Below are 21,427 nucleotides of genomic sequence, written 5' to 3'. Positions count from 1 at the left end.
GCGACCTCCTGGTCACGTCCGCCCGGGAGCGGAAAGAAACGGGTGCTCGCGCAGCGGGGCGTCGGTGGTCGTCGAGGTGCGGAAGCCTGAGACCCAGCGGGCATTGACGACGACGTTGGCCTGGTAGCCGCCGCGGTCGGCGTCGTAGGCGCCGCCGCAGGTGACGATGTTCAGCTCGCGATGTCCGTGTGAGGTGTAGACGAGGCGTGCGGGGAACTCGTCGTTCTCGTACGTCGTGACCGACCGGACGACGAACACCGCGGTGGTGCCGTCGGCCCGGTCGATGCTGACCCGGTCGCCCTTGCCGAGCTCCTCGAGGCGGTAGAAGACGGCAGGCCCGTCGGTGGAGTCGACGTGGCCGAGGATGACGGCAGAGCCCACCGCACCGGGCGCAGCGCCGGGTGCGTACCACCCGGCAAGCAGCGGGTCCTGCGGGACCTCGACCTCACCGCTCGGCTGCTTCCCGAGCCGGACGAGGTCGGAGTGGACTCCGATGGCGGGGATGGTCACCTGCACGGGCGCGGGTGCATTCGGGGCCTTCTCGAGGGCTGGTGCGGTCGTCGGCGCGGTGGTCTGGCGGGTCGACGTCGATGTCGACGTCGTTCCGCTCGATGTGCCGGGCTCGGTCTGGGGTGACTGGTCGGCCCAGATGACGAGGCACAGGGCCCCGGCGAGCGCAAGCGCCGCGGCGAGGACCCGCCAGGAGGTCTGCGACCTCGTGGCGGGACGGCCGGGTGTCACGACCGTCGACGAGTAGAGCTGCGAACCGCAGCCGTGCCGGCCCCTGCGAGGCACAGGATGCCCGCGACGAGCCATCCGCCGGTGGGGGGCACCCCCGACTGGGCGCCGGTGTGCGGGTGGCCGGTCGGGATCCCGCCGCCACCACCGGGACCGCCGATGGTGCCGCCGGATGTGGGAGGCGAGGCCGGGGCGGTCGGGGCGGTCCCGGCCGTCGGTGTTCCAGTCGTGGGCGCAGCGGTCGTGCCCGGACCTGTCGTCGGCGTTGCGGTGGCGCTCGGGCCGGTCGTGGGGGTGCCAGTGGGGGTGCCGGTGGGCGTGGGGCTGGCGGTCGGCGCGACGGGAGCCGTGCAGCCAGGGCGAGTGATGGTGTTCGTGTCGAGGGTGACGGCGCCGTTGCGGGCCAGGACCCGGCCGGTGACGTCGGCGCCCGTGAGCAGGGTGATGGACGTCAGGGCGAGGATGGACCCGACGAACCGGGTCGTGGTTCCCAGCGTGGCGGAGCTGCCGACCTGCCAGAACACGTGGCACGCCTGGGCGCCGCCGATGAGTGCGACGCGGCTGCTGCTGGCCGTGTTCAGTGTGGAGCCGGCCTGGAACACGAACACGGCGTCCGGGTCGCCGCCGGCGTCGAGGGTGACGGTGCCCGTCAGGGCCATCGCGGATGCTGCGGCGTAGACGCCAGGGACGAGAGTCTGGCCGCCGAGGTTCTGGCTGGTCTTGTCGACGACCGGGCCGCGGCCGGCGGCGTCGTTGTACGCGGTCACCAGGTCGTTCTTCGCCTGGAGCGCGACGGCGTCTGCGGCGTGGATGGTGCCGTTGTTCACCAGGCCGGGTGGGAACCCGACCACGGCTTGGCCGGGGCTGACGCCGACGGACCCAGAGATGACGGACGGACCGGTGTTCGTGACGGTCGACCCGGCCAGGACCGCGAACGGGGTCGCGGTCCCGAGCCCCACCTGCGGCTGGGCGGCCACAGCTGGGCCGTTCATGGCAAGCACCAGGACGGCGGCAGTGGCCACGGCCGCACCAGGGATGAGGGCAAGGTGACGCAATCTCATGAAGTCTCCGAGAGTGAGATTCCCCGGAGGCGTCACAGCCTGTGGTCCGAATGCCAACGAAGTCCGGGGTGGTGAGTGGTCGTTGGAACGTAACCCCGGACCGGGGTGTTGACCTTGCCGTCGAGAGAAAAACCTGCTGTCCGACCGTGATGTGTCCTCCCTGTCGCCGCGGTTGGCCGTAACCGTCGCCAGAATGCGACAAGAACCGGACAACATCAGCCGCCTGGACCCGTCGAGCCAGTATCCGGCCTGCGGATTTCGTGGCCCAACGATGGCTCTCCTGTGGATCTCCCGTGGCACCGCTGTGCAGCACGCAGCTCTAGCGTCATGACATCTCTTCTACGGACGTCGAGGTACCCGTCAGTGACTTGCTGCGTCGGACCCGCCACACCGTGCGGGTGTCCGGACCGGCTCGTGCCCGATGCGAAGGGCACGACCCATGACCAGCAGCCTCTCCAGGTCCACGCGGGGCCGGCTCACCGGTTGTGCCTCCAGGGTCGCCGTCGCCGCAACCGTTGCCGCCGCAGTCCTGACGACGGGCCTGGTTGCTCCGGCGGCCAGCGAGACGGCCGAGGGCACGACCACCGTGACGGCGACGTTCCCCTCCAAGCCGGCGAAGGTCACCCGGGTGACGGCCGGCGCTGAGGAGGTCATCACCGGTCGTGTCACCGGGGCCGCAGCGGGCGGGCGGCTCGTCCAGGTCCAGTCCCGGGGTGCGAACGGGACCTGGGTGGCACTCACGGCAACTCGCACCAAGGCCAGCGGCACGTTCCGGGTCGCGGCGCCGACCTGGTGGGTGGCGAAGCAGACGCTGCGCGTCTACGTCCCTGCGACGGACACATCCGCCGCGGCGACCTCCACGAACACGGGCACCCTGCGGGTCACCCGGAAGACGAAGGTGCGACCAGGCACGGCCTACGACCTCGCCGCCGGTGCGGATGTGCGGTGGAACCCGTGCCAGCCCATCACGTACCGCCTCAACACCCACCTCATGCCTGCCGGGTCGCGCGCCGACCTGAAGAACGTCTTCGCCCAGGTGTCCGCTGCTACCGGTCTGCGGTTCACCTACGTCGGCACCACCACCTACGTCCCGTTCGCGAACAAGACGACCACGCACCCGACGAACGCCGACATCGTCCTTGCCTGGTCGACCCCCAGGAGCGCCTCGGTCTTGGCCGGGTCGACCGCTGGTCGCGGTGGCGCCGTGTGGGCCAGTGCCGGCGGCGTCACGGAGCTGTACGACGGCCAGGCCGTCTTCGACGCCACCCAACGGATGAGCTCGGCCAGGTCGGAGCAGCGCCGCCTGACCAGGCAGCTCTACCTCCACGAGGTGGGCCACATCGTCGGGCTCGACCACGTCAGCGACAAGCGACAGATCATGTACCCGACGATGCAGCGCACCGCCGACGCACACTACGGTGCCGGCGACCTCGCCGGACTCGCTCTGCTGGGAGCCGCGCGCGGGTGCAACAGCGCCGGCGCCCGCTGACACCTGGACCTGTTACGCGTCGGGTGTGGCCTCCGCAGTGGTCTTGGGCGTCGTCAGCTGGAGCTCCTCGAGGTGCTCGTGAGCGTCGGCCGCGGACAGATCGGCCTCTCTCGCGGCCTCGGCGGTCAGGGCTGCAAGGGCGGCGGCGGTTGCCTCGACCTCGGCCTCGATGACCGCTTCGGACGCGATCCGGTTGGCGGCAATGAGCTCGGCCGTCGTCGCGACGTCAACAGCAACCGAATCCGCGAGCGCCTTGGTCTCTGCAGCCACCAGGGCGGCGGCCTGCTCCACGATGAGGGCAGTCTCCGAGGCGAGCGCGACGGCCGCGGGGTCATCGGGGTGGGCGCGCTCGTGCGCAACTCTGGCGGCAGCAACGGCAGCTTCATGCACGCGCGCGGCGGCGATGTCCGAGCGCCTACGGGCCTCGATGACGTTGCGTCCGGCCTCGGTGGCGACGATCTCGTCAGCGTCACGTGCAGCCGACTGCCGCGAGCGTCGCGCCCGAACGGCAGCGTCGGCGGTGAGCACTTCCGCCGCAACGGCTGCTGCTGCTGCTCGGGTCGCGGTCAGAGCGGCTTCACAGGCCGCGACGTCCATGGCGGCAGCGCCGATGACCTGGGCGTACGTCGTCGCACCGTCACCACTGGTCCCGGTTCCAGCCATGAGGCGCAGCACCTCTGACAGCGCGAAGCGACGGTGCCCGCCGGGGGTGAGGACGGACGTGATCTTCCCGGACCCGGCCCACCGGGTCACGGTCCGCGGATGCACGTAGAGCATCGACGCAACCTCACCCGGTGAGAGGAGTCGGGCGGTGGACTGGTCGGACTTGGTCGGCATGATGCCTTCCCTGATGTCGTGGCCCCGCCGAGACACATTCCTGAGCGCACACCCTCACTGGGGTGTGCAGAAGTGTTGCCGGACCACCCGTCCGGTACCCGGTTGGTTCAGCGTCCACGCCTGCTCGAGGGTCAGCCTGGCGTGCTGCACCCTGTGGGCGCGGCGCCCGGGTCGGGAGTCAGGGTGAGCGAACAGCGTTGTCGTCCGCGTCAGCGTCGACGTGAATGAAGTACTCGTTGTCTCCCAGGCCGCCCGGCATCGAGAACAGCTGCAGCAGTGCACGCGCATCCGCCTGGCTGGTGTGCGATTCGAGGGCCTGCCGTTTCTGCTCCCGGAAGCTGCGGACGTCGATCGCCGTGGTGATGTCCTCGTCGACCGTCCCGAGCTCGAGCGGGGGCAGCCATCCTTCATATCCCGCGCTTCGGACGGTGTCATGGAGCCTCACGAGCCCGCTCCGGGAGATGGCGATGAAGTACAGCCAAGGTCCGCCCGAAGACGGGTCGCGGCCCTGGGCAGATGCGGTGTAGCTCCGGCATGCCGCGACGGTCACCTCGTGCGTGCGGATGTGGTCTGGGTGCCCCGACAGGCCGTTGGCCGGGTAGGTCACCACGACGTCGGGTTGGACCAGGTTCATCAGGTCGACCATGCGGCTGACGAGAGGGGCCAGTGGAAGCTGGCTGAACGCCGTAGGCAGGATCTCCGCGGCATCGACCGGCATTCCAGAGTCCTCGTAGCCGAGCGACATGACCTCGCCGACTCCGAGTGCAGCGGTTGACTGCGCCAGTTCCGCCATTCGGACGCGAGCGACAGCCCGCGGCTCATGGCCCGGACTCCCAGGTTTGATGCCTGCATCCGTGTCGCCCATGCGTCCGTCGGTGCAGGTGACCAGGACGACCCGGTGCCCCTCTGCGGCGTACCGCGCCAGCGTTCCGCCTGTCTGGCTTGCCTCGTCGTCGGGGTGGGCGTGGACGACGAGGACGGTGAGCTGGGTCCCGACCGGCAGGTCGTCACGGAGTCGAGTAGCAGGTACGGGACTGGCAGTGGCGGCGGACATCTTGGCCTCGTGATTCTTGGGGTCGGACGGTTGGCCGAGCGTGAAGGCGGTGAGGGGTGCGAGGGGCGTCTCGTCGTCGAGGTGTTCCGGTGCACCGACAGCGACCATGACCTTGAGCAGCATTCCGCGCGCCAGAAAGTCCCGGACCTGCTCGTCGGTGGCGCCGGTCGCGGCCAAGGTGGTGTAGATCCTGCCGAGACACCTTCGACACACGGCAGAGACCTCGTCGATGGACGATGCCGAGAAGGCGTGCATCAGCAGCATCAGCAGGTGCCGGTCAGCGACCAGCGCGGCGTAGGCGACCCTCAGGCGTTGCCACGACATCTGGGCTCTCGGGTCGAAGGCTCGGGAGGCGATCGCGCCGACGAAGGTGGCATGCACCCGGTCCATCGCGAGCTCGACCACCTCGAGGAACAGGGTGAGCTTGCTGCCGAAGAGGCGGACGACGTACGACTGAGAGACGCCGGCCTCCCTGGCCACGGCGTCTGTCGTGGTCCCGTGGAACCCTCCCTTCGCGAACACGCGGATGGCTGCCTCGAGAATGGCGTCGCGTCGGCTGTTCGCATCCATTCGCTCTACGGCGAGGTTGCGGCTGGAGGGGGCCCTTGCCGGCATGCTCATCCCCCCAAGTTGTCGTTTGATGCCTAATTGCAAGTCGACCTCTGCGCATCCTGCTACGTCTCGCCTCCTCGGTCACGGCGAAGGTTCGTCGGAGCGTGCAGTGTCATCTGTGGGGTGTGCACGGCGCCGGTCACCGGGCCGTTCCCCTCGGTGTCGAGCCCGTACGGTCGGACAGGAGGAGAGCCCAGATCTCCTCACCGTCGGCAGAATCGGGGCAGGTCGATGAAGGACGTTCCGGGTGAGGCCGTGCGGCAGCTGACCGGGCCCCAGTTCGAGCGTCTGGTCTCGTACGGGGTCGCCCAGGAGGTCCGCGTCGGAGACGTCGTCTTCCGCCCCGGCGATCCCGGCTACGACCTCATCGTGATCGAGTCCGGACGCATCGACATCGTCAGCCCGCCCACCCGTGACGAACCGGAAGCGCCCATCGCGTCCTACGGTGCCGGAGGCTTCCTGGGCGAGCTCAACCTCCTGACCGGGCAGGCGGTCTACCTGACTGCTCGCGTCGTGGAAGCAGGTCGCATTCACCGGATCGCACCCGACCAGTTCAGACGTCTGATGGCCGACGATCCAGAGGTCTCCGACGTCCTCCTGCGCACCTTCTTGTGGCGCCGCGACTCGTTGCGTGAGAGTCCGGCCGCCCGCAGCATCGAGATCATCGGAAGCGGTATGTCGGCGGAGGCGCTGGCGTTGCGGACGTTCGCGGCCCGACAGCGGCTGCCGCACGTATGGCTCGATGTCGACACCCTCCCCGGTAGAGCCGTGATGGACCTGGTCCCGCTCGGCGCTGCCGACCTGCCAGCCGTCGTCCTCCGAGACCGTGTCCTGCGTCGCGCACAGCCCGGATCGTTGGCGGAAGCGATCGGGCTCTCCTACCGATCGACGACGGGAACCATTCGCGACCTCCTCGTCATCGGCTCCGGACCGGCCGGCTTGGCAGCAGCGGTCTACGGGGCGTCTGAGGGCTTGACCACCCTGCTGGTGGATCGGGTGGGGATCGGCGGCCAGGCAGCAGCGAGCTCGCGGATCGAGAACTACCTCGGCTTCCCGTCGGGCGTCAGCGGGTACGACCTCACCCAGCGGGCAGCGCTCCAGGCGATGAAGTTCGGTGCCGAGCTCTCCAGCCCCTGCGAGGTCGTCAGGATCCACCCGACCGGCGGGCACCTGTGCGTCCAGCTCGCCGACGGTACCGAGATCGACACTCGGGCAGCCGTCATCGCAACCGGCGCGAAGTATCGGGCCCTGCCTGTCCCCGGCTGGAAGGACTACGAAGGTGCGGGGATCTACTACGCGGCGACCGAGATAGAGGCGCAAGCGTGCGCCGGCCGGCCCGTCGCTGTCGTCGGCGGCGCAAACTCGGCAGGGCAAGCGGCCCTGTTCCTGGCGCAGCGCGGCTCGCCGGTGACACTCGTGATCCGAGGGCACGACATCGGGGCCGGGATGTCGGCCTACCTCATCGATCGTCTCCGCCATGACCCGAGGGTGGAGATCCGAGTCGGCACCACCGTGGTGGGCGTGGCCGGCGACGGCGTGCTCGAGTCGATCTCGCTGGCGAGCTCGGGCGTCGATGGCGTCGACCGGGTCGAGCGCCCGTGTGTCGGACTGTTCAGCCTGATCGGTGCCGACCCGGCGACTGAGTGGTTGGACGGGATCTCGCTGGACGGTGACGGGTTCATCCGTACCGGCGCACAGCTCGAGGCTGGTGACCTGCTCCCGATCTGGACCGTCCTCGGACGCCAGCCGCTGCCGTTCGAGACCAGCGTCCCGGCAGTGTTCGCTGCAGGCGACGTCCGGGTCGGGTCGATGAAGCGCGTGGCAGCAGCTGTGGGAGAAGGAGCCAGCGCTATTCGGTCCGTGCACTCGGCGATCGGCCTGCGTGTGTAGCGCACGACCTACTGGAGGTAGTTCTCCACGATGCCGGCGCTTCGAGCCGTCGCCACATCTGGATCCTGGCGGAACTCCCGCTTGGCCTGGCGCTGGCGCAGCAGGTCCCAGCAGCGGTCGAGCTCCACCTCGATGCCCTTGAGCCGGGAGGCGGCTTCCTGGGTGATGATGCGCTGTCCGTCGTACCTCTCGCGGAGGCAGTGCTCCTGCTCGATCAGGGCATGGATCTGCTGACGCAGGGCGGTGTCTTCCAGCATGGCGTTCTCCGTTCGTCAGGATGGGTGTTCGGCTGGAGGTGCTGTCGCTTGGTGCTGAGTTGGAAGTGCCCGGCGAGAGATGTCTCGCCGGGCACTTCCCCTGCCCTCTCGTGATGACCCTCGAATGCGGTGACAGATGTTGCGGTGCGGCGTACCGCGTCCGGTCAGCTGTGGCGTGCGGCGCGCTTGATGAGCTGCGTGACGACGCCCGGGTTGGACACCATCGAGAGGTGCGGCGCGTCGATGCGGCGCACGTGGGCGTGCGCCCTCGCCGCCATGACCTTCTGCTCGGCCGGAGGGATGACCTTGTCAGCGCTGCCGATGAGGACCCAGGACGGGATCGACCTCCAGGCCGGTGCCGTGGTGAGAGGCTCGTCGAGAGCGCTCGCCGCCAGGGGTCGCTGGCCAGACGCCAGGACCGCGGCCTTCCGGTGGCCGACACCGCCGGCGAAGATGGAGGGGAAGAGGTCCTGCTTGACGAACAGGTCCACGTTCCCGCCTCCCTGGGGGATGGGGGCGAACGTGAAGACGGTTGTCGGGTCAGCGACCGCCAGGGACGAACCCGGCTTCGCTCCGGTCAGCGAGCCGACGCTGTCACCCTTCTTCGGGATGTAGGCGTCGACGTACACCAGGGCCTTCACGTTCTTGTTCCCACGTGCTGCCTTGGTGATGACCATGCCGCCGTAGGAGTGGGCGACGAGCACGATGGGACCGGGGACCATGCTGAGATAGGACTTGATGTACGCCGCGTCCGACTTCACCCCGCGCAGCGGGTTCTCGGCGACGTAGACCTGGTAGCCGGCGGCGTGGAGCTGTGCGGTGACCGCCGCCCAGCTCGACCCGTCTGCCCACGCACCGTGCACCAGCACGATGGTCGGCTTGGACTGGGCTCGTGGCGCGGCCTGGTGCGCACCCGCTGTCGTGGTGGCGCCGGGAGCCGATGCCTGGCTCGCGCCGCCTGCCGGCACCGTGAGAGCGACGATGCCCGCCGTCGTGGCGAGAGCCGTAGCCATCTTGGACGGTCGGGACCTCTGTGCTGATCGCATTTCATCATTCCTTGTCTGATGTGGAGCTTCGGGTTTCTCTGTCTGGATTCGCTGGTTGCGCTAGTTCAGGAAGTCCAAGAGCGCCTCGTTGACCTGGTCCGCGTGGGTCCAGATGATCGCGTGCGGCCCGCCTTCGACACGGATGTGCTTCAGGTCCTTGATGAGCCCGGGGAGAAGGTCTCCCGTGTACGGCGGGGGGAGGATCCGGTCCTGGTCGCCCTGCATGACGAGCACGGGGACATCGATCTTCGGCAGATCGTCACGGAAGTCCGTGAGCCAGGTCGGGATGCAGGCGGCGACGGCGACCGCGGAGGCGGCTGTCGCGGTGTTCCAGCTGGCTTGGAAGCGTTCCTCGCTGACCAGGGAGCCCTTGTAGACGTCGTAGTTGTAGAAGTCGTTGAGGAAGCCGGTCATGAACGCCGGGCGGTCCCCGTTGACGGCAGCGATGAAGCCGTCGAAGAGACTCTGCGGCACGCCCTCCTTCTCGTCGGTCTGAAGCAGGAATGGAGGAATGGGCCCGAGCAGCACGGCTTTCGAGACTCGTCCGCAGCCGTAGGTTCCGAGGTACCGGGTCACCTCCCCGGTGCCCATCGAGAATCCGACGAGCGCCACGTCGTCGAGGTCCAGGTGGTCGAGGAGCGAGTTGAGGTCGGCAGCGAACGTGTCGTAGTCGTATCCAGTAGCCGGCTGGCTGGACAGCCCGAACCCGCGGCGGTCGTAGGTGATGACGCGGTACCCGGCACCGAGCAGAGCTGCGGACTGCTTCTCGAAGGAACGACCGTCGAGCGGGTAGCCGTGGACGAGGATGACCGGAGCGCCGCTGCCGCGGTCTTCGTAGAACAGATCGATGGTGCCGGAGTTTTCGGCTCCGACGCTGACGTAGGGCATGAGATCTCCTGTGGTTTGAGCAGCCGAACCTGATTCCGCTGCCTCCTGGTTTTGGACGCTAGGTCTGGTGGTGGAGCAGTCGAAGATCTGGGCTCCGCTCGTGCACGGGGCACAGAGAGCCGTGCAGTCGCTGCGCTCTCAGTTGTGGGTGGCGCCGCGTTCGCGCCACTCGCGCGGCGAGCACTCGTACGCGCTGCGGAAGAGACGCCCGAAGGTGGAGGCGTCGGAGAAGCCGTTGCGGCGGGCGATCGCGGCGATCGTGAGATGAGCCCACTCCGGTCGGTGGAGGTCAGCGCTGCACGCCTCGAGACGCTGGGTCCGGATCCAGTCGCCGAGGCCGATGTCGCCCTCAGCGAGCACGTTGTACAGGTGTCGGACAGAGATGTGGTGCTCGGATGCGATCTGGGCAGCGTTCAGGTTCTGGTCGCTCAAGTGTGCGCGCGCGTACTCGAGGATGCGCAGGAGCAGGCTGCTGTGCAGCGCTTCCTTTGCCAGGGCGGAGGCATCCAGGTGGGTCGTGATGAGGGCGCGGACGAGCTCGATGCTCGGCTGGCCGAGTGCATCGGTTCCCGAGCGGGTGATGAACTCGGGCTGGGTCGCGAGCCGCGCGAAGTAGGCGGCCGCCAGGTCGGCGACCGGATGACCGGGGCTCAGCGGGACTGCCCTGAGCCGCTGGACGAGGTCGACCGGGAGGGCCAGCGAGCTCACCTTGATGCCGAAGAAGTGTTGTTTGATCCCCATCGGGTCCCGTAGCGAGTACGGGGCGCTGGAGTCGCAGAAGGCAAGCTGACCTGGTAGCAGCGACGCGTCTCTGCCGTTCTGGGATATCTGCAGGCTTGATCCCGATGGCTGGAGCGCGAGGAAGATCGTCGGCTCCTGGGCGTCCCGGGCGAGCGCCGAGGTTCGGTGGATGTGGATCGCGTTGGACCTGACCGAGCACATGCGCACCCTGCCGATGTCGGTGATCACCCCATGCGCACCCGCGGCACGGTCGGCCTCGGCGAAGTCGATGTCGACATGGACCATCGTCTGAGCGATGACATCGCGGATGATGTCCGCACGATCCGCCACCGGGAGCAGAGACGTGTTCAAGACGTGAGTCACGATCGGCCTCCCGCGATGGGGCGGTTCGAGGGTGGGGGCTGTTGTCTGCCGTCATGGGGGGCGCCACGTGCCAGCATCTCGGGACTCCTTCGACGGCACCGTGTGTGAGGTAGCAGCCCTACCGAACCCGATGTGCCGCGCCCGACGAATCGTCTGGATGTAGCAGTCGCCCATCGACCGCCCCGGTCGTCAGAGCGGTTTCCTCATCTGTTCAGGTGAGGCGTCACTCCAGAAAGAGGGTGACGAGCGTGGCGAACTCCAAGGGATACTGGAACAGGAACCCGTGGCCTGAATCTGGGTAGACGCGCAACCACGCGTTCGGCAGATGGTCAGCCAACAAGCGTGAGCTTTCGGAGCTGGCGGCGATGTCGTTGTCCCCACACGCCACGAGCGTCGGGACCGCTATCCCACGCAGGCGGTCCAGCTTGCCCTGCTCCGGCGACGCCCAGTCGTTCACGGCCTCGTACTGAGCCGCGCGGGCTTGATCGGTGGGTGGCCAGTCGCGGTCGGCCACCCGAGTGGCGACCCGGGCGAGGTACTCCAGGCCCTTGGCCTGGCTTCGATCCGTGATCTCGAAGAGCAGCTTGAGCACGGCGTCGGGGCGCAGCTCCGATGAGGTGGCCAGTCGGGAGACATCGGGTGCCCACCGATGGCTGCGACCGTCCCCCCGGGCCGCCGTCGCGGCGAGCACGAGTCGACGCACGAGCTGCGGATGGAGCAGGGCAAGCTCTTGAGCCACCATGCCGCCGAGCCCGTGACCCAGCACGTCGACGGGCGCTTCCACGCCTATCGCACCCAGGAAGCGGACGACATCTCTCGCCATGGCCGTCACGGTCGACGGGACCAGACCGGTGGACCGTCCGATCCCAGCCAGGTCGAGCAGCACGACGTCTCGCTGCAGGGCGAGGGCGTCGACCAGGAGCGGGTCCCAGGCGTCGAGATTTGCGCGGAAGGTCGGCAGCAGGAGCAGCGGAGGTCCGCCCGAGGTCGACCCACCGAACCGTCGGTACGCCCAGGACTCTGCCGCCACGCTGACCTGCTGGGTAGGTGCGTCCCTGCTCGTCATCTCGGTCATCCGCGCTCCCGGACATCTGGACCCAGCCACCACAACGTCTGCACGCACCAACCACATCAGGAACGCGTTGCAAATACCTGACCCAAAATGCGCAGATACCAGCCCGCGGGGCGCAGGGAACGATCAGGAATCGGGAGACTGGATCCGGGAGACGTCCATCAGACTGTCCAGGGGAGTGTCAGGTCGTCGTTGTGCCGGCTCCACCTCGTGGAGGACGTTCGCCAGCTGGACGCGAGATGAGATGTCCAGCTTGGCGAAGATCGATCTCAGATGCGTGGCAACGGTGTTGGGCGAGACGCGAAGCTCCTGCGCTGCGGCGCGATTCGAACGACCAGAACCGACCAACTCCGCCACGCGGCGCTCACCCGTGGTCAGCGACTCCCAGCCCGTGGCGCCGCGTCGGTCGGGCGTCGGCCAGTGCTTCCGTCGAACCCCAGCCCGTTGCATAGCCCGTTGGACCATGACCATGGAGTTGATGAGTCCAGAGCGTTCGAGGATGGGCCACGCCTCGTCCAGAGCCCTGATCCCCGGCTTGCGCTGTCCGTCCGTGAGCAGGGCCGAGCCGTAGTCCATCAACGCACCAGCCAGCATCACCTGTCGCGGTGCGCCCTCGAGCACTCGGACAGCCTCGGCCAAGGTCTCGAGATCCCGGTCGAGGATCCCGCGAAGATGCAGGGCTTGACCCTCGAAGCTCGCGATGCCGGGGTTGCGGTCCGCACCTATCTGAGCGATCTGCACGGCTCGCTGGGCGAAGTCGGCGTCGCCTGCGGCGACACCGAGCTCGGTGAATACCCGCATCCACCCCGGCCACCAGGGCCAGAAGCTACGAGAGGCCTCGGCGCCCTCCAGCAGTGGGCGAAGAATCGTGAGTGCCCCTGTCAGATCACCCTCAGCAGCCGTGATCCAGCCTGACATCAGCGTCGAGCCGGGACTCCTGACCTCCCAGTCCGCGATGGGCTCGGCGTTGGCGATGGTCAGCTGTGTACGCGCCTCGGGGAGGTCTCCGCGCATCAGCGAGATCGAAGCGAGGATCAGCCTGGCCTCGTGGGCGGAGACGCGGTTCCCGAGCTCACCGGCAAGCTGGATCAACGACCTGGCGCTGACCTCCGCCTCGTCGAACCGGCCGAGGTTGAAGTCCTGCCACATCTGCGCGTCGATCAGATCGGGAGTCTCTGCCACCCCCATCTCATCTGCGACCCGTCGGGCGCCCTCGAGCAGGCGCGCCGCCTCGTCGTACCTGTCGAGGAGCTGGAGGGCACCGATCTCGCTCGCCAGGAACTCATCGCCGACGATGGAGCGCAGCTCGTGGAAATGGCGGTAGGCGTCTGCATGGCGACCCTCGTTGCGCGCCACCTCGCCGAGCGCTTCGAGCGCCAGCTGCTCGCTGGGACGGTCTCGGATACCGCGACTTGCAACGAGGGCGTCCTCGGCTGCGCTTCGCGCGACGTCGCCCGTCTCGGTCCGGGACATGGTGAGAGCCTGGATCGCTCGCATCCGGACGCGGGCCACATCTGAGACGTCAAACGCGGCCAAGATCTCGATCCTCGAGGCGATGGTCGCGATGCGGCCCATCCTCCACAGGGATCGACTGGCGAAGAACTGCAGGTGAGCCGCCGTCTCGTTGTCAGGAGCGGCTGCCAGAACGATGTCGGCGAGGTCGGCGGCCTCGGCGTCCCGGTGGGCCGCTGTCAGCAGCTCGACGGCACGACGTCCCAGCTCGGCATGGTCGGGACCCGTCGGATTGCTCAGCTGGTAGGCGTGACGGGCGAGGTCGGCTGCGCTCACCGGGTCGACCGCAGCCGCATCTGACGCAGCGGCACTCAGGATGTGCACCGCCTCGGTGTCACCCTTGATGGCGAAGGCCAGCGCGTGTGGTGCTGCGGCGAGGGCGCCGCCGTCGGAGCCGAGGAGCCAGACTGCGCATCGTCGGTGCAGAGCTCGACGGGCCGTCGGGGACAGGGTGTCGTACACGGCCTGGCGAATCAGGTCATGCCGGAACTGGACCACCTGCGCGTGCCCGACGAGGACGCCGAACTGCACGAGCGGAGGAAGCCAGTCGGGGTCGAGGTCGTCGGCATCGTCGCCCAGGAGATCCATGAGGTCGTCTGCGTGGACCGGGCGTCCCAACACGGCGCACATCTTGACGAGCCGTTGGGACGCTTCCGGCATGGCCCGACAGCGGTCACTCACCATCTGGCGCAGGGTCTCGGGGATGGCGTCGTCGAAGTCTCCTCGGGCACGCGCGGCGGCTATGCCGCTGATGAGCTCTGTGACCAGGAACGGGTTGCCGCCTGCCCCGCGCAAGAGGTCGGCCGCTCGGCCGGTAGGGACTTCGCCGAGCTGTTCGAGAGCCAGCGAGGCGACGTCGTCCTCGCTCAGAGGGTCGAGCTCCAGCTGATGGACAGGCACGCCGTCGCGGGCCGCGGACAAGGCGTCGGCGGTCGCCGATCCGTGAGGGTCCCGACTGGCGAGCACCCAGACGACGGGTGACCCCGACAGTCGGCTGGGGAGGATGCGAAGTGCGAACCTCGTGAGGCGGTCGGCCCATTGGACATCGTCGATCGCAACCAGGACCGGTTGACGGGAGGACAGCTCCTCGAGGAGGGATGCGACCCGATCGACCAGCCACAGCTGTTGCCCGTACAGGGTCGAGAGCGAGGTGAAGGACTCCGCGTCCAGAAGTGGTGACGACCCGGACCGGAGGGCGATGAGCAGTGGTGCACCCGGCGCGATCTGGTCAGCCTCTTCGGCTTTGCTGACACCGACGGAAAAGCCGAGCAAGGCTGCACGCTCGGCAATTGCCGTCATGATGGTGCTCTTGCCGACACCCGGGTCGCCCGTGACCAGGAGGATCGCACCTTGGCCAGTTCGTCGTGAGGCGAGCAAGGCGTTGTGGGCGCGCGTCAACTCGTCATCACGACCGACGAATCTCATCTCGCCTCCATGTCCGGACCGTCGAATTGCTCCCAACGGTAGTGGGCGCCGTCAGCACCTCCCCGGGTGACGCAACCGGTGCGACGTGCAGCGCTCTCTGCAGGACGTGCACGCGCGGTCTTCGGGTGGTTCGTCCTCGGACGAACGGTCGTAGCGTCGCCGTGAGCCATCCAGCTCGGGCCGAGCAAGCATCGAGGACTAGTGCAGCCGGGTCGGCCAGTCGCGAAGGAACCAGGTATGAATGCCTCCATCCCTGCTCGGGTCATCGAGCACCAGGTCTCGACCCCGAAGGGTCGTGTTCACGTCAACGAGTACCCCGGCGACGGTCCGGCGATCGTGATGACGCACGGGTTCCCGGACGACTCTCGGATCTACAACCGCATCGTCCCTGAGCTGGCAGGTCGGCATCTGGTCACGTTCGACTTCCTGGGCCACGGTCGCTCAGGGCGTGACGCGATCGGGCCGTTCGAGTCTGGTCAGCGCGAGGGTGAGATCGCCGCGATCGCCGAGCACCTCGACCTGGTGAAGCCGGTATTGGTGGGACACGACATCGGCGGACCGGTGACGATCAGGTACGCGCTCGCCCACCCAGATGACGTGGGCGGACTCGTGCTGTTGAACACCTTCTTCGGAGACACTCCGACCCTGGAGTTCCCCGAGTTCATCCGGATGCTCGCGGACCCACACTTCGCGCCACTGGTCGATGCGATCCTCGCCGATCCCACCACCCTCGGCTGGATCCTGCTCTACACGAACAGCAAGCTGAACCCGGGGCCAGAAGACCTGGCCGGCGTCGGCGGTCAGTCAATCCTGCCGCAGTTCTTCGGTGACGCCGCTCAACCCGACTCCATCTCGGCGATTCGAGCCTGGACGTCCGACCTCTTCCCGGGACTCGTGGAGCAGAACGCGCAGATCGCGAGCGGCGAGCTGGGGCGACTCGACATCCCGGTCACGATCGCGTTCGGCGAGCACGACCCCTACTTCGACGACGCCGCCGCGGAGCACCTCCACGCGCTGTTCCCTCGGTCGGTGGTGCGAGGCATTTCCGGAGCAGCGCACTGGCCTCAGTGGGATCAGCCCGCCGCGACTGCGGCCGCGATCGTGGAGACCTGACGTGCGTCCGCACGCCTGGTCAGCAACCCAGAGAGGTCTGGTCGACCGAGAACTCTCCGGACTTGATCGGCCTACCGCACGCCTGGCAGGTCACCTGGGCGACGAACACCTCGCCGCAGACGTCGTGGATGAAGTCGACCTTGTGCACGGTGTCCTCGCGATAGGTGTCGCCCCAGCGCTTGAGGACCAGGATGACCTGCCCCAGGTCTCGGCCCTTCTCGGTGAGCTCATACCCAGCTAGCCGGCCCTTCTCGGGGGAGTGGGGCTGGAGGATCCCGGACTCCGTGAGCTTGCGCAGCCGGGAGGACAAGACGTCTCGGGGAGCACCGACCACTCGAAGGATGTCGGTGTAGCGCGAGGCGCCGAAGGCGACCGCTCGGACGATGTGCAACGACCACCGGTCGTTGATCGCATCCAACGCGACCGCGAGCGAATCACGGGTTGGTTTGGATTTCAAACCATCTGTTGTACGCTTCGGTTCGTTTGACATTCAAACCAGGCTAGCCGAGGAAGTCGTCATGTCATCATCATCCGCCCCCAGCTCCGGCACTCCGGTGCCAGTGGTGACCCAGCACCGAACCTGGATCCCGCTGGTCATCACCGGGTTGATCATCGGCGCAGCGTTCATCGGGGTGTACGTCGGCCTGCAACGCTCGCCCGAGCCTCACCACCTGCCGATCGCTGTAGTCGGCGACGAGCTCACGACCGCTGCGCGCACCGGCCTGGGTGACAAGGTCGAGATCACGAAGGTGTCGAGCCTGACGGACGGTGCCGCACTCGTGCGGGACGGCGATGCGATCGCGGTGGTAGGCGCGACCTCGCCCACCGCGCTTCGTCTCGAGTACGCGGGTGCGAGCGGATTCAGCGAGAGCGGTGCGGCGCGACAGCTCGTCGGCGGTCTTGCGGCTGAGGGCGGCTTCACGGTCGAGGAAGCGGACATCGTTCCGCTGGTCGCCTACGACTCCAGAGGGCTTTCGGCGTTCTATGTGGTCTTCGGTGTCACGTTGTCGTCCTTTGTCCTGGCTCAGGGCCTCACGGGAGCAACTGCGACGGTTCGTCTGCGGCACCGGTTGTACGCCATGGCCGGCTTCGCCGTCGCGATCGGCCTCATCGCCGCAACGATCGCCGGGCCGATCTACGGCTCGCTGACGCCCTCGTTCCCACTCTTGGCGCTCTCGCTGATCCTGCTGTCGGCGGCAAGCGCCTTCGCGACCAAGGCGCTCGGCGCGTGGCTGGGGCCAGCGGGTATCGGTCTGGCCGTCCTCATCCTGACCACCGTCGGTAATGCGACCAGTGGCGCAACGATCGGCTACGACCTCCTGCCGGGGTGGGCCCAGGCCGTCTCGGCGAAGCTGCCGCCCGGTGCTGCCGTGCGAGCGGTCAACGACTTCGGCTACTTCGATGGCTCGGGCGCTTGGAGCTCGATCGCCGTCCTCGTTGCCTGGTTCCTGGTGGGCTTTGCCCTGGTGCTGCTTCGTCAAGGCTTGAATGACCGCCGCGCTCGCGACAGTGCCACGTTCGCTCACCCAGTGGCGGCGACCCACTGACCGGGTGCGCGGCTGAGCTCATGGAGCGGACCGAGGACAACGGGATGCCACCGTTGCCCCCTGAACGGTGGCCACGATGGGTCTACGGAGCTGGCCAAGATCCGGAGCCACGCCAGAGTCGTGCCAACCGGAGAGCGTCGGCAGCTCAGCTGGCGACGGCGGCGGGCGTGGGCGGACTAGGTCCTGCGCTGCATCTGCTCGGCCAGAGCAACAGTCTCGGTGGGGTGGAACGCCCCCTCGTAGCGGCCGCCCTGGCTGCAGCCATCGTCGTCGGCGTGCGGTGGGCGTCGACCGAGCGAACGCTGCGTATCAGAGCGTTCGTGGTCGCCTCCACCCCACGATCCGACAACGGTTGAGAAAACACACTGAGAGAAGGATGTGCCATGCCCGCACGCGTCACCCCGTACTTGAACTTCCCCGGCAACGCCCGGGAGGCGATGGAGTTCTACCAGTCGATCTTCGGCGGCGAACTCGACATCACTTCCTTCGCAGACATCGGCCGAGCCGCAGACCCGAGTCAGGAGAAGCTGGTCGCCCACTCCATGCTGCGGGGAGCCACGGGGGTCGTGCTCATGGCCTCCGACTCGCCGACGCCGCAGGATCACCAGGGCGCAGGCGCGTTCTCGGTGGCGCTGGGTGGCGACGCGGCAGACCTGACTGCCTACTGGACCCAGCTGGCGTCGGGGGGCACGGTCTCCGTGCCGTTCGCCACGTCGGCTTGGGGCTCCATGCACGGCCAGTGCACCGACAAGTTCGGGACGGCGTGGCAGGTCAACGTGACCGGCGCCCCGGCGTCCTAGACAGCAGGTCTGGTTGAGGAGTGCGGACCTGTCTGCAGCGAGTGCAGGACGAGCGGCAACCACGACACCTTCCACTCGCGCCGTGCCAGCGTCCGGGGTGAGCGGCCGTGCGGTCGCGGCAGTCAGAGGAGGGCAAGCGATGCACATCGTCAGGAGGCTGCCGAAGATCGGCTACCCAGGTTGGCACGTGGTCCGCGTCGACCCCCTCAGGCGGTGTGCCGGAGATCTTCCAGCCGGCACACCGCCCACCCGATACCGATCGGGACCGGCATGACGGACTCACTCGAAGAGACGACCACCGTTCACACCGCTGCCCAGGTGAGTGCGGCCCTCGCGTCAAGCGCGGGCTCCACGGTGCTCAACCTGATGGCCCTCCCGCTGGGGATCGTCGGGTTGGCAGGCGTGTGGCAGACGATGACCGACGCCGAGTCAGCATCCCCGTGGCCAGCCCGACTCCTGTTCGCGTTGAGCGCCGCACTCTGGGCGGTGCTGACAGCCCGCTACTTGTTCATCGCAGTGCGTGGCCGCAGTTTCACCGCCGATCGGCAGAACGCTCTCTTCGGGCCCTTCGCCGGCTACATCCCCGTCATCGGCATCCTGCTCTGCACCCACTACGAGACGACCGCCCGCAACATGTGCCGAGCCGGCGTCCTGATCTTCGTGGCCGCCACTGCGTTTCTGGTCGCGCAGCTCCTGACCCATTGGCTGCGTGGGAACTTCGTCCTGCTCGCGTTCCACCCGGGCTACTTCCTGCCGACCGTCGCCGGCCCGTTCATCGCCGCCATCGGACTGTGCGCCAGCGGATGGGTCGACGCTGCCGCGAGCGCCTTCGGGGTCGGAGTCTTTCTGTGGCTCGTCTTGAGCGGGCTGCTCTTCGGGCGACTTTTCACCGGCCCACCCCTGCCGGACCCACTGAAGCCCACCCTCGCCATCCTGGTGTCTGCTCCCGCGACCGCCGGACTCGCATGGCTCGCCATCTCCGCAGGCCAGCCGGGCACCCTCGGATACGGGATCTTCGGGATCCTCGTGCTGATGGTCGTCGTCCAGGTCCTGTTCTTCACCGAGTACCGGCTGCTCGGATTCATGCCCAGCTTCTGGGCGTTCACCTTCCCCGTCGCCGCGGCGACCAACCTGACGATCCGGGGACTGCACGTCGCCGAGGCATCCCACACCCAGCTCTGGTCGTGGACCCTGACCGGTCTCGCGACGAGCTTCATCCTGGCCATCGCCGTTGCCACCGTCGTCGACCGTCTCCAGCACAGCCGCCACCGCCCCCTCTGAGGCGGTCACCTCCTGACCACCCCGACACGAGAACCGCGACCAGCCACCACCATCGACCCGCAATCGCCCGATCACCAGGAGCTCCCATGACGTCGATCGCCACACTCAGCGCACGCAACGAGAACTACGCCGCCACTCGATTCAACGCCGATCTCAAGATCAACCCAGCAGGGAAGCTGATGATCATCGGCTGCGTCGACCCTCGCGTCGACCCCACCGAGCTCCTCGCCCTCGAGCCCGGCGAGGCCGCGGTCATCCGAAATGTCGGCGGCCGGGTCACGCCGGCCACACTCAAGACCATCGCCATGCTCGGCAAGGTGGGCCAAGCCAACCATGGCGGAGCACCCGGCGTCGGGTGGAACCTCGTCGTGCTGCACCACACCGACTGCGGCATGACCGATCTCGCGGCATTCCCCGACCTGCTCGCCGAGTACTTCGAGATCACCACCGACGAACTGGACAGCAAGGCGGTCAGCGACCCCTACTCGTCGGTCCACGTCGACACAGCCGCGCTCCACGCGGCCCCGCTCCCGAGCTCGTTCGCGGTCTCCGGGCTCGTCTACGACGTCGGTACCGGACGAGTCCAGACCATCGTCGAACCCACGCCGCTCCGTCACGAATGATGCGGCGGACTCATGTGTGATTCCCCGGCTGGGCGCGACGAGGCCGCCTGGAGCGCCCCCAGCCCGGCGCCCGGTCCTGCCGTCGACCCCATCCACGTGGAGCCAGTCGACGAGATCACGGTGACGACGCTGGTCGACAACGTCTACGACGCCTTGCTCACAGGAACGGACCGCGTGCAACGCGCGCCCTTCAAGGCAGGCAGCGCCATCGCACCTCAGTTCGAGACCGGGCGCACGACCGTTGGACTGATGGCCGAACACGGGTTCTCCGCGCTCGTCACCGTTCGGCGAGGCGCCACGACCCACACCATCGTCTTCGACGCCGGCCTGTCGCCCGATGCCATGACCACCAACTCCGAACGACTCGGCATCGACCTGTCCGACGCAACCGCGATCGTCCTGAGCCACGGGCACTTCGACCACGCCGGTGGGCTGGTCGGACTGTCTGCCAGGCGCGGCCGACGAGCCTTGCCGATGGTCGTACATCCCGGCGCCTGGACCCGCCGGCGGATCGCCATCCCAGGCGCCGAGCCCGACCTGCTCCCCACCCTCAGCAAGAAGGCCCTGGAGGCCGAGGGATTCAGGCTCGTGGAGCGGCGCCACCCGTCGCTCCTCCTCGATGGCTCGGTCCTGATCACCGGCGAGGTCGACCGGACCACCGAGTTCGAGCACGGGATGCCAGCCGCACACCAGGCCTGGGACGGCAGCGAGTGGAGACACGATCCACGCGTCATCGACGACCAAGCGCTCGTCGTCCATCTGCGCGGCCACGGACTCGTCGTTCTCACCGGTTGCGGACACGCTGGCGCGGTCAACATCGTCCGGCACGCACATCGACTTACCGGTGTGGCAAGACTGCACGCGCTCATGGGCGGTCTCCACCTCAGCGGCCCCTCCTTCGAGCCGATCATCGGCCCGACAGTCGCCGCGCTCACGGAGCTGCAACCTCAGCTTGTCGTCCCGGGACACTGCACGGGCTGGCGCGCCCAGCAGGCCATTGCCACCGCCTTGCCGGATGCCTTCGTCGCCGGCAGCAGCGGGACGTCGTACCGGATGACTGCGGCCTGAAAGCCCGCGC

19 protein-coding genes are annotated in these 21,427 nt (G+C 68.0%); 8 read left to right on the top strand and 11 right to left on the bottom strand.

Annotation, left to right across the window (positions count from 1 at the left end; all coding sequences use genetic code 11):
- Positions 1 to 12: 12 nt before the first annotated feature.
- Together ABEA34_RS02220 and ABEA34_RS02215 are read right to left on the bottom strand one after the other, a co-directional pair.
- Positions 13 to 741, bottom strand: coding sequence for a class F sortase (locus ABEA34_RS02220; RefSeq protein ID WP_345518787.1), 729 nt, complete (start codon positions 739 to 741; stop codon positions 13 to 15).
- Complete coding sequence (locus tag ABEA34_RS02215; RefSeq protein WP_345518785.1) at positions 738 to 1,730, bottom strand: ice-binding family protein; 993 nt, start codon at positions 1,728 to 1,730, stop codon at positions 738 to 740. The genes ABEA34_RS02220 and ABEA34_RS02215 overlap by 4 nt, the downstream gene beginning before the upstream one ends.
- A 508-nt stretch (positions 1,731 to 2,238) precedes the next feature.
- Here ABEA34_RS02215 and ABEA34_RS02210 point away from each other — a divergent pair.
- Positions 2,239 to 3,288 carry a matrixin family metalloprotease gene (locus ABEA34_RS02210; RefSeq protein ID WP_345518783.1) on the top strand — a complete coding sequence of 350 codons (1,050 nt, stop codon included), beginning with the start codon at positions 2,239 to 2,241 and terminating at the stop codon, positions 3,286 to 3,288.
- A gap of 12 nt (positions 3,289 to 3,300) precedes the next feature.
- On the opposite strand, the gene ABEA34_RS02205 is transcribed toward ABEA34_RS02210, so the two are convergent.
- Positions 3,301 to 4,125, bottom strand: coding sequence for a helix-turn-helix domain-containing protein (locus tag ABEA34_RS02205; protein WP_345518781.1), 825 nt, complete (start codon positions 4,123 to 4,125; stop codon positions 3,301 to 3,303).
- Positions 4,126 to 4,303: 178 nt separating this feature from the next.
- Positions 4,304 to 5,800 (bottom strand): PIG-L family deacetylase, encoded by a 1,497-nt coding sequence (locus ABEA34_RS02200; RefSeq protein ID WP_345518779.1) that lies wholly within the window; start codon positions 5,798 to 5,800, stop codon positions 4,304 to 4,306.
- Between the two features lie 222 nt (positions 5,801 to 6,022).
- On the opposite strand from ABEA34_RS02200, the gene ABEA34_RS02195 reads away from it, so the two are divergent.
- The gene (locus ABEA34_RS02195; protein ID WP_345518777.1) at positions 6,023 to 7,681 is read left to right on the top strand and encodes an FAD-dependent oxidoreductase; all 1,659 of its coding nucleotides are present in this window, start codon (positions 6,023 to 6,025) and stop codon (positions 7,679 to 7,681) included.
- An 8-nt stretch (positions 7,682 to 7,689) separates the two neighbouring features.
- Here the strand turns inward: ABEA34_RS02195 and ABEA34_RS02190 are convergent, their stop codons facing one another.
- From ABEA34_RS02190 to ABEA34_RS02165, 6 genes are all read right to left on the bottom strand, one after another.
- Positions 7,690 to 7,938 (bottom strand): DUF2630 family protein, encoded by a 249-nt coding sequence (locus ABEA34_RS02190; RefSeq protein ID WP_345518775.1) that lies wholly within the window; start codon positions 7,936 to 7,938, stop codon positions 7,690 to 7,692.
- Positions 7,939 to 8,102: 164 nt separating this feature from the next.
- A complete protein-coding gene (locus tag ABEA34_RS02185; protein WP_345518773.1) occupies positions 8,103 to 8,951 on the bottom strand; it encodes an alpha/beta fold hydrolase in 849 nt (282 codons plus the stop codon).
- A gap of 93 nt (positions 8,952 to 9,044) precedes the next feature.
- Positions 9,045 to 9,872, bottom strand: a complete 828-nt coding sequence (locus ABEA34_RS02180; RefSeq protein WP_345518771.1) for an alpha/beta fold hydrolase — start codon at positions 9,870 to 9,872, stop codon at positions 9,045 to 9,047.
- A gap of 138 nt (positions 9,873 to 10,010) precedes the next feature.
- A complete protein-coding gene (locus ABEA34_RS02175) occupies positions 10,011 to 10,943 on the bottom strand; it encodes a helix-turn-helix domain-containing protein (protein ID WP_345519121.1) in 933 nt (310 codons plus the stop codon).
- 256 nt (positions 10,944 to 11,199) lie between these two features.
- Positions 11,200 to 12,051: an alpha/beta fold hydrolase gene (locus ABEA34_RS02170; RefSeq protein ID WP_345518768.1), complete on the bottom strand. Its 852-nt coding sequence runs from the start codon at positions 12,049 to 12,051 to the stop codon at positions 11,200 to 11,202.
- A 123-nt stretch (positions 12,052 to 12,174) separates the two neighbouring features.
- Positions 12,175 to 14,985 (bottom strand): helix-turn-helix transcriptional regulator, encoded by a 2,811-nt coding sequence (locus ABEA34_RS02165; protein ID WP_345518766.1) that lies wholly within the window; start codon positions 14,983 to 14,985, stop codon positions 12,175 to 12,177.
- Positions 14,986 to 15,222: 237 nt separating this feature from the next.
- Between ABEA34_RS02165 and ABEA34_RS02160 the strand changes: the two genes are divergently transcribed.
- Positions 15,223 to 16,098 (top strand): alpha/beta fold hydrolase, encoded by an 876-nt coding sequence (locus ABEA34_RS02160; protein WP_345518764.1) that lies wholly within the window; start codon positions 15,223 to 15,225, stop codon positions 16,096 to 16,098.
- A gap of 19 nt (positions 16,099 to 16,117) precedes the next feature.
- Here ABEA34_RS02160 and ABEA34_RS02155 read toward each other — a convergent pair whose 3' ends face one another.
- Positions 16,118 to 16,588: a winged helix-turn-helix transcriptional regulator gene (locus ABEA34_RS02155; protein WP_345518761.1), complete on the bottom strand. Its 471-nt coding sequence runs from the start codon at positions 16,586 to 16,588 to the stop codon at positions 16,118 to 16,120.
- Between the two features lie 73 nt (positions 16,589 to 16,661).
- On the opposite strand from ABEA34_RS02155, the gene ABEA34_RS02150 reads away from it, so the two are divergent.
- The 5 genes from ABEA34_RS02150 to ABEA34_RS02130 all read left to right on the top strand — a co-directional run bounded on the left by ABEA34_RS02150 (position 16,662) and on the right by ABEA34_RS02130 (position 21,417).
- A complete protein-coding gene (locus ABEA34_RS02150) occupies positions 16,662 to 17,645 on the top strand; it encodes a hypothetical protein (protein WP_345518759.1) in 984 nt (327 codons plus the stop codon).
- A gap of 383 nt (positions 17,646 to 18,028) precedes the next feature.
- Positions 18,029 to 18,445, top strand: a complete 417-nt coding sequence (locus ABEA34_RS02145; RefSeq protein ID WP_345518757.1) for a VOC family protein — start codon at positions 18,029 to 18,031, stop codon at positions 18,443 to 18,445.
- Between the two features lie 270 nt (positions 18,446 to 18,715).
- Positions 18,716 to 19,726: an SLAC1 family transporter gene (locus tag ABEA34_RS02140; protein WP_345518755.1), complete on the top strand. Its 1,011-nt coding sequence runs from the start codon at positions 18,716 to 18,718 to the stop codon at positions 19,724 to 19,726.
- Positions 19,727 to 19,812: 86 nt separating this feature from the next.
- The gene (locus tag ABEA34_RS02135; RefSeq protein WP_345518753.1) at positions 19,813 to 20,349 is read left to right on the top strand and encodes a carbonic anhydrase; all 537 of its coding nucleotides are present in this window, start codon (positions 19,813 to 19,815) and stop codon (positions 20,347 to 20,349) included.
- A gap of 120 nt (positions 20,350 to 20,469) precedes the next feature.
- Positions 20,470 to 21,417, top strand: a complete 948-nt coding sequence (locus ABEA34_RS02130) for an MBL fold metallo-hydrolase (RefSeq protein ID WP_345518751.1) — start codon at positions 20,470 to 20,472, stop codon at positions 21,415 to 21,417.
- The last annotated feature ends 10 nt before the right edge of the window (positions 21,418 to 21,427 follow it).

Source organism: Nocardioides conyzicola (assembly GCF_039543825.1).
GTDB lineage: Bacteria > Actinomycetota > Actinomycetes > Propionibacteriales > Nocardioidaceae > Nocardioides > Nocardioides conyzicola.
The sequence above is the reverse complement of the archived record's forward strand: the minus strand, read 5'-3'. Positions and strand labels throughout refer to the sequence as shown.